Consider the following 9138-nt stretch of genomic DNA (forward strand, 5'->3'; position numbering starts at 1 on the left):
AAAATTTAAAGCGAGATTATCATGGAAACTTACTATAAAGCTATAAACTGGAATGCCATCGAAGATGTCATCGACAAATCAACTTGGGAAAAGCTGACGGAGCAATTCTGGCTCGATACTCGTATCCCTCTGTCAAATGACCTAGACGACTGGAGAAAGCTTTCAAACAAAGAAAAAGACTTGGTAGGAAAAGTCTTTGGTGGGTTGACCCTTCTTGATACCATGCAATCTGAAACTGGTGTACAGGCTCTTCGCTCAGACATCCGTACACCACATGAGGAAGCTGTCTTCAACAACATCCAATTTATGGAGTCCGTTCACGCCAAGTCTTACTCTTCTATCTTTTCTACGCTTAACACCAAGTCAGAAATTGATGAAATCTTTGCTTGGACCAACACCAATCCATACCTGCAAAAGAAAGCAGAGATTATCAACGAAATTTACCTGAACGGTACAGCTCTGGAAAAGAAAATAGCCAGCGTTTTCTTGGAAACATTCCTCTTTTACTCTGGTTTCTTCACTCCGCTCTACTATCTGGGTAATAACAAGCTGGCTAACGTTGCGGAAATCATCAAACTGATCATCCGTGATGAGTCTGTCCATGGAACTTATATTGGTTACAAATTCCAACTTGGTTTTAACGAATTACCTGAAGAAGAGCAAGAAAAACTTAAAGAATGGATGTACGACCTGCTCTATACCCTCTACGAGAACGAAGAGGGCTATACAGAAAGCCTCTATGACGGTGTTGGCTGGACTGAGGAAGTTAAAACCTTCCTTCGTTACAATGCCAATAAGGCGCTTATGAACCTAGGACAAGATCCACTCTTCCCAGATTCAGCTGATGATGTCAACCCAATCGTTATGAACGGAATCTCAACAGGAACTTCTAATCACGACTTCTTCTCTCAAGTCGGAAATGGTTACCTCCTTGGTGAAGTTGAAGCCATGCAAGATGATGACTATAATTACGGTTTATAACATTTTCTAAATTAAAACTATTTAATCATAGAGAAAGCGAACAAAAAATAAATTTGTCCGCTTTTTTATTATGAGTATGCCAAAAATTTCCAAGAATAACAAAATATAGACCTTAAATAAATAGATCTCGCTTGGTAAGACCTTATAGAGCCTATTTTCAGTATGGGCAGTTCTAAATCAGGCCTTCCAAAAGCCCTTTCATGAAGTTCTCAGAATTAAACTCACCGATATCATCAATTTTTTCACCGAAACCAATCAACTTAACTGGGATATCCAATTCCTGACGGATAGCCAAGACGACTCCACCACGGGCCGTCCCGTCTATCTTCGTCAAGACAATGCCAGTGACCGGAGTAATTTTTGAAAATTCCTTGGCTTGAACTAGCGCATTCTGACCAGTTGAAGCATCTAGCGCTAGGAAAGTTTCATGCGGAGCTGCTGGATCGACTCGTTTGATAATCCGACCGATTTTCTCCAGCTCTGCCATGAGATTATCTTTATTTTGCAGACGACCAGCCGTATCAATCATGAGCACATCAATATTTTCAGACTTCGCTCTTTCTAAACCATCAAAAACGACACTGGCAGGATCGCTCTTCTCTGGACCTGTTACAACAGGAACATCCACTCGGCGACCCCATTCAGCCAGCTGAGCAACGGCTCCTGCTCGGAAGGTATCTGCTGCCACCAGCATAACCTTCTTGCCTTCTTGCTTGTATTTATAGGCCAACTTTCCAATAGAGGTCGTCTTCCCAACCCCATTAACTCCAACAAAGAGCATGACTGTTAGACCATTTTGAAAATTGATTTTCTCATTGAAACGGCCATCTTTCTCATAAATATCGACCAGTTTTTCAATAATCACTCGACGAAGGGCTTCCGGTTTCTTAGCATTTTCCAGACGAGCTTCATAGCGCAGATCTTCAGTCAGATTGGAGGCAACCTGTACTCCAACATCACTGGTAATCAACAATTCTTCCAACTCTTCAAAGAATTCTTCGTCAACCGAGCGGAAATTTGCAAAAAAAGCATTAAGTCGTGCTCCAAAACCAGTCCGAGTCTTCTTGAGACTACGGTCGTATTTATCCTGGACACTTTCGGGTGCAGATGTTGCAGTTTCAGTTTTTTGCGGTTCTGGAGCTTCCTGAGTGACTGCTTCAGACTTTTCTTCAATTTCCTGATTATGAGCCGCTGCTTCGGCAATCCTTTGCTGCACTTCTGCATAGTAGCTTTCCATAACAGAAGGAGTAGGTTTCGGCTTTTCTTCAGTCTCTACTGGTTTTGTATACTCTGCGTCAGTTTGCTCTTGAAGCTGAGCTACACTTTCTTCAGGCTGAGGTGCTGCTTCAGTCAATTCTTTATCCTCTGTAACAGCTTCTGCCTCATCCGTTAGGACTTTAGCCTTGTCTGCAAGCACTTCATTGAGAACCCGATCTTCAGCCAAACGCTCTTCAAGCTCTGAATAAAATTCCTCAGATGACGGAACAGCTTCCTCAGGAAGACCTTCTGGAGCTTCAGAAGTTTCCAAAATCGGAATTACATTCTCTTCCTGAGAGTCAGCACTTTTCTCCTCTGCTTCTACCAAACTCATAGCTGATGATTCACTCAAAAGGGGTTCTTCAGCGCTCGTTTCACTCTCTTCAAGACTTTCCAGAGCTTCTTTGACAATTTCTTCAATTGCCGGCTCTTCTTTTTTTCGTCCAAAAAGACGGTCAAATAATCCCATTCTTTAGTCCTCCTTCAATACATATTTTCGAATTGCCCAAGCAACTGCATCTTCATCATTAGTCATAGGAGTCACTACATTGGCAACTTCCTTGACAGTAGGAACTGCATTTTGCATCGCTACTCCTAAGCCAGCCCATTCAATCATAGAGCGGTCATTTGCTTCGTCGCCACAAGTCATGACTTGGCTTCTATCAATTCCCAGATGGGCAATCAATTTCTCCAAGCCAGTCGCCTTGTGCACATTTTTAGGTGACCATTCCAATAACATTTCCCGTGATTTGAAAATCTCATACTGGTCAAAAAGTTCTGGCGAAATGTGAGGAATGGCTGCATCCAAGGGTTCCTGAGCAAAGGCTGTGACACATTTATTGTAAGTTTCCTGGCTGGAAAGGTCTTCAAAAGCAATGGATTCAAAACTTAGAGCTGGATTAACCTCAGCATAAAGAGATTCCTGATCTGATTGAAGTTGGTAAACGAGACCGCCACTAATAGCATCCAGAGGCAGGCCTAACTTTTCAGTCTCCTCAAAAAGCCTGGCTACATCATCATAGGCAAAAACTGTTTTATCCAAAATTTCGCCAGTATTGCGCTGAACCAGACCACCATTAAAGGTAATGGTGTATTCATCTGCCTGACCATCGGTGCCCAGTTCATGCAGGAAAAATTCCATGGCTTTAAGCGGACGCCCTGTGGTCAACACAACTTTGACTCCCTGCTTCTGAGCTGCTTTGAGAGCTGCCAGATTCCCTTCAGAGATCTTTTTGTCAGAAGTCAGAAGAGTCCCGTCTAAGTCCAATGCAATCAATTTAATATCAGCCATTATAAGCCCTCCATGTAAGTCATAACAGATTGGGCCGCATGGTGGCCAATCACTTCCTTAGCGACTGCCAGAATTTCCGGCCGCGCATTTTCTGGAGCAATCGGATGCCCCACTACCTGCATCATATGCAGGTCATTGAGATTATCACCAAAAGCCATGACCTGATCCATCTCTAGGCCTAGCTTCTTAGCCAACTCGACAAGAGCAACTCCTTTATCCACATAGTCCAGCACGATATCAATCGACTTATAGCCTGTTGTCATCGCCTTAACACCAGCAACATTTTCATTGACCCAAGCTTCGCCATCGGCTACCGTTTCTTCACTGAAATTAGTCGTAAGTTTGAAAATCTCATCAGTAATCTCACTAAAATCCGCAACTTTTTGGATATTTTCATTGTAATACATACTGAAAGACAGATAAGATGGTTCGACTGTGTCTAAGACATAACAGCCCTTTTTCCCCGTCAGGAGCAACTCATTGACATTGACAAAAGGAGACTCCTTGAGCTTGTCAAAAACCTTGAGATAAAATTCCCGTGGCATGGTTGCCTCGTATAGGTCTTCTCCCTGAAATTCTACCAGGCTACCATTTTCTGCGATAAAGATAATATCATCCTGAACTTCATCAAAAAGCTTTTCTAGTGAGAGGAGGCCGCGACCGCTGGCAACGGCAAAGTAGATGCCCTTTTCTCTGAATTGGGGTAGCAGCTGCTTAAGCCGCTCCATGTCAAATTGACCCTTGTCATCTAAAAAAGTCCCATCCATATCTGTTGCTACTAATTTTATGCTCATATTACAAACTTTCTAAATCTTTTAACTTAACCGATACAATCTTGGAAACTCCTGACTCCTGCATGGTCACTCCATAGATGGAGTCTGCTGCAGACATGGTTCCCTTGCGGTGGGTCACAACGATAAACTGGCTTTCTTTGTCAAAGCGATTAAGATAATCTCCAAATCGCTTAACATTGGCCTCATCCAGAGCTGCCTCAACTTCATCCAAGATAACAAAAGGAATAGTCTTGACTCGGATGATGGAGAAAAGAAGGGCCAAGGCTGATAGGGCTTTTTCCCCACCACTCATGAGTTTGAGAGATTGGATTTTCTTGCCTGGAGGCTGAACTGAAATCTCTACCCCAGCTGTCAGCAGGTCGCCTTCTGTCAAGATGAGGTCCGCTGAACCGCCGCCAAACATCTGGCTAAAGGTCAGCTTGAAGCTTTCACGAATGGCTTCAAAAGTTGTTTTGAAGCGTTCTTTGACCTCATCATTCATCTCTTCGATGGTTTCTAGCAGCAGATTTTTTGCAGAAAGAACATCAGCTCGCTGACTATTGAGGAAGTTCAGACGGCTGCTGACTTCTTCAAATTGCTCAACGGCTTCTAGATTGACTGACCCCAAAGCACGAATAGCCTTTTCTAAGTCTTTGACTTGGGCTTCTGCAGCTACAAGATTTTCCAAAGGACGCGCTCTTTGATCAGCCTCTTCAAAGCTGATTTGGTAATTATCCGTCAGATTGGTCAGCAGACGACGCAAGGCATCTGAAAATTTCTCTTTTTCTGCCTCTGCCTTAGCCTGACGACGAATCAGACTTTCGTTTTGCTGACGGGCTTGGTCTAAATGTCCCAGAATATCCTCGGACTGGCCCTCTAAGTCGTCCAGCTCAAATTTGAGTCGGATGAGACTCTGATCCAAGTCTGTCTTTTTCTCTTGAGCAGTTTTGAGCTGTTCTTCCAAGACAGAAATATCCACCTTCTGGCTGACTGCTTCTTCCTTTTGCTCTATCAAAAGCTGCAAAGTAGCAACTTCCTTGTCCAAGGCAGCCTTCTCCTCTAGCAAACGTGACAAATCATTCTTCTCAAAGCGCTGGCTAGAAGTCTGCTCCGTGCTCTTCAATTTCAGTTCAGACAAGTTAGCCGATAGCTGATCGAAACGATCCTGAACAGCGTTTTTATTTGACTTGACTTGCTCGATTTCAGCAGTAATGGCTGTTTTTGCTGCCTCGATAGCCGACAGCCGCTCTTCCATTTTTTTCTTTTCAGCCAGGTCTGCTGCTTCAGTCTGGCTAGCCAAATCTTGTTCCTGCAGTTGCTCCAGCTGACTGAGTTCTGCAACCCGCTCTGCAATCTGTTCGTAGGCCAACTTGACCCTTTGCTCCGTCAAGCGAGCTTGCTCACCCTCAGACTTGATGGCTTCCAAGGCTTGCTTGGCCTCTGATAGCTGAGACTGCAAACTTTCGACTTGCTGCTCCTGAACTTTCAGCTTCTGGGACTGCTGCTCCATTTCTCCAAGCAGGCTGTCCAGTTCAGGCTTGATAAAGATTGTGTTATTATTGCGATTAGCTCCTCCAGCATAAGAACCGCCTGTGCGCAGTTCCGTACCGTCCAGCGTTACGATTCTTACTTGGTAACGTACCTGACGGGCAGCTGCACGCGCATGCTCAATTGTATCAAAGATTGCGGTTGTTCCCAGCAGATTTTGGAAAATATTGTCCAAACCTGGCTCATAGGTCACCAGCTCCGAAGCTATACCTAGAAAGCCCGGACTGGCCTCAATTCGAGATTGATTTTGTTCAGGGAGTTGACGAGTCTTGATGGTCGTTAGAGGTAGGAAGGTAGCCCGACCAGCTCGATTTTTCTTAAGAAAATCAATGGCTCTGGTCGCTGCTCCCTCGTCCTCAACGATGATATGCTGGCTGCTTGCCCCCAGCGCAATTTCCAAAGCAGTCTGATAATGAGGATCGAAGCTCAATTTCTCGCTGACTGCCCCGACAATACCACCCAGACGATCAGCCTCCTGCAGAACGCTTTTTACACCTGCATAAAAATTGCTGTGATTTTTGAGGATAGCTTCTAAACTGGCTGCACGGGCTTTTTTATTTTTCAAATCATCCAGCAGGGCAAACATGCTGGTCTGCTCATTTTGATAAGCAGTCGCCAACTTCTCGACTTGCCCCTGCTGCTCCTGATACTGATCTAGCAAGGCTCTAAGAGCAGCCTGTGCCTCTTCCACTTCCGCCTGTCGAGCCGCTTCTTCTTCCCTACCAGCTTTTAAATCAGCCTGTAGTTTACTAAACTCTTCCTGTTTGCTGGCAGCTTGGTTCCGCTCATTCTCCAGTCGATTTTCTAGCGAGGTCAAGTCATTGGACAAGTCCGCTTCTTCTTGCATGAGCTTGACGTAACGATCCCGCAGATTTTCAATCAGCTGGTCTGGATCATCGGAAAAGTCCGCCAATTCTGCCTCCAACTGGCTCATGGCCTCTTGATTTTCGGTCAGCTGAACTGCTAAAGCAGCTAGATAAGCTTCCTTGGAGGAAATATCAGCTGTCAGCTGCTGGCTTTTTTCTCTCAACCCAGCCAAGCGTTCTTCATTTTCCAAACGGCTGCTGGCCGCCTGACTAGATTCCAACTTAGCTAGGTCTATCTGGCGTTCCAAATCACTGATTAAGCGAGTCAGCTCCAAAAGACTGGCCTGATCGTCAGACAGTTTTTGATTCACTTCCTGCCGTTTGACCTTAATCTCTTGGTTTTCACGCTCCAATTCATCCCGTTTCGTATAATAGGCTGCCAGCTCCTGCTTGATGCTCTCCAAATCAGCCTCTGCTGCCGTCAAATCAGCTTTATTAGACTTAATTTGAGCCACCAAGACATCCAGATAGAGCTCTTGACGCTCTTGATCCAGTTCTAAAAAGCGCTTGGCCGTCTCAGCCTGCTTTTCCAGTGGTTTGACTTGACTATCCAGCTCGTAGATAATATCTTCCAAGCGATCTAGATTGTCTTGAGTCTGTGCTAGCTTGCTTTCTGTTTCCTTGCGACGGGTCTTATATTTGAGCACTCCAGCCGCTTCTTCAAAAATTGCCCGGCGTTCCTCCGGTTTGCTGTTAAAGATTTCCTCTACCTTCCCTTGGGAAATGATGGAGAAGGAATCTCGTCCTAACCCTGTATCCATGAAAAGGTCATGGACATCGCGCAGACGGACCTTTTTACCGTCAATCTTGTACTCGCTATCGCCACTGCGATAGATATGGCGCTCGACGCGGATTTCCTTGCCAGCCTGCTTGATAAACTGGTCCTGATTATCCAAAACCACAACGACCGAAGCATAGTTGAGGGGCTTGCGATTCTCCGTCCCTGCAAAGATGACATCGGGCATCTTACCGCCCCGCAGACTCTTGACGCTCGACTCACCCAGAGCCCAGCGCAGGCTCTCCGTAATGTTGGACTTGCCTGAGCCATTGGGACCAACAACTGCAGTCACCCCTTGGTCAAAAACCACCTTAGTCTTATCTGCAAATGACTTGAAGCCCTGAATTTCAATTTCCTTTAAAAACATTAGTGACTTTCCTTTTCAAATGCATCCTTGGCAGCTTCCTGCTCAGCCAGTTTCTTAGAACGGCCTTGTCCCTGACCTGCTTTCTGACCATTGATCAACACAGCCACAGCAAAGTTCTTAGCATGGGCTGGCCCTGTCTCATCTGTAACCTGATAGACAATCTCCACATCGCCATTAACCTGCAGGAGTTCCTGCAGCTTGGTCTTATAGTCTGTCACCTGCTCAAAGTCACCCGCTTCCACCTTAGGAATCATGACTTGATAAATAAAGTCCTTGACAGTCTCCACATCCTTATCCAAAAGGAGGGCACCCAAAAAGGCCTCAAATAAGTCACCCAGAATGGTATCCCGATTGCGACCTCCTGACTTTTCTTCACCGCGACCCAGCTTGATGAAATGATCAAACTGACAGTCCCGTGCAAAGCCAGCCAAACTCTCCTCCCGAACAATCATGGAGCGTAGTTTTGACAAATCTCCTTCTGGTTTTTTGGGGTATTTTTTATATAAATACTCAGAAATAATCAGCTGCAGAACAGCGTCTCCTAAAAATTCCAGGCGTTCATTGTGTGAAATTTTTAAGAGGCGGTGCTCATTGGCATAGCTGGTGTGAGTAAAAGCGGTCTCTAGCAGACTACTGTCTTCAAATACCAGCCCAAATTGCTCCAGCAGTGCATCTTTTAAATGTTCCATAGTTTCCTTTTCATGCTAAGCCAAGGCAGAGCATGAGTCCAATCCATACTTTCTAAAATGATGTCCTTTGTGAACTATCTACCATTATACCAAAAAACAAGTGCCAACGCACTTGTTTACTTGTCTTCTTAGCGTAATTCCCAGCCTATTCCTTATCTGGGATGACCTTGAAAAGGTAATAAGTAATAAAGATTGTCAGGGCGAATAAGAAAATTTTCACCCAAATAATGGGCGCGAAGGTAATGGAAATTCCCATCAAGATATAGATGGACACGATAATCTTTTTCTTGCGCTCTTTGGCAATCGAACCCGTCTCCCGAAAATCTGCGACATAGATTTGATACATCTTGGTGTGATAAAGCCAATTTTCAATCCGCTTGGAGCTACGCGAAAAGCAAGCAATAGACAAAAGCAAAAATGGGGTCGTCGGTAGGACAGGCAAAAACATTCCCAAGACTCCTAAGGCCAAAGATAGACAGGCAATCACAAAATAAATCAGGCGCATTTGGTTTCCTCACATACATTTTCATAGTCGTTCTTCATTTCTATTCTTTAGCTTCCTTTCTAGGATAAAAAAACAGGCTAAAA

Annotated in this window: 6 protein-coding genes and 1 pseudogene; 1 reads left to right on the top strand and 6 read right to left on the bottom strand. The window is 44.7% G+C overall.

Annotation, left to right across the window (positions count from 1 at the left end):
• Window positions 1-21 precede the first annotated feature (21 nt).
• On the top strand, window positions 22-981 hold the full coding sequence (nrdF, locus tag STRDD04_RS05000; protein ID WP_062199849.1) for a class 1b ribonucleoside-diphosphate reductase subunit beta: 960 nt from the start codon (window positions 22-24) through the stop codon (window positions 979-981).
• Window positions 982-1153: 172 nt separating this feature from the next.
• On the opposite strand, the pseudogene ftsY reads toward nrdF, so the two are convergent.
• The 6 genes and pseudogenes from ftsY to STRDD04_RS05030 form a co-directional block, all read right to left on the bottom strand.
• Window positions 1154-2083, bottom strand: a pseudogene (ftsY, locus tag STRDD04_RS11685) (signal recognition particle-docking protein FtsY); the annotation flags it as partial.
• A 627-nt stretch (window positions 2084-2710) separates the two neighbouring features.
• Window positions 2711-3529, bottom strand: a complete 819-nt coding sequence (locus tag STRDD04_RS05010) for a Cof-type HAD-IIB family hydrolase (protein ID WP_062199853.1) — start codon at window positions 3527-3529, stop codon at window positions 2711-2713.
• Entirely contained in the window at window positions 3529-4323 is a 795-nt protein-coding gene (locus STRDD04_RS05015; protein ID WP_062199855.1) for a Cof-type HAD-IIB family hydrolase, read from the bottom strand. Before STRDD04_RS05015 ends, STRDD04_RS05010 begins: the two co-directional genes overlap by 1 nt.
• Window position 4324: 1 nt before the next feature.
• A complete protein-coding gene (gene smc / locus STRDD04_RS05020; RefSeq protein ID WP_062199857.1) occupies window positions 4325-7861 on the bottom strand; it encodes a chromosome segregation protein SMC in 3537 nt (1178 codons plus the stop codon).
• The gene (rnc, locus tag STRDD04_RS05025) at window positions 7861-8550 is read right to left on the bottom strand and encodes a ribonuclease III (protein ID WP_062199859.1); all 690 of its coding nucleotides are present in this window, start codon (window positions 8548-8550) and stop codon (window positions 7861-7863) included. Before rnc ends, smc begins: the two co-directional genes overlap by 1 nt.
• Before the next feature lie 145 nt (window positions 8551-8695).
• A complete protein-coding gene (locus tag STRDD04_RS05030; protein WP_062199861.1) occupies window positions 8696-9055 on the bottom strand; it encodes a YbaN family protein in 360 nt (119 codons plus the stop codon).
• Between the last annotated feature and the right edge of the window lie 83 nt (window positions 9056-9138).

It is taken from the genome of Streptococcus sp. DD04, assembly GCF_001578725.1.
Classification (GTDB): Bacteria; Bacillota; Bacilli; order Lactobacillales; family Streptococcaceae; genus Streptococcus; species Streptococcus sinensis.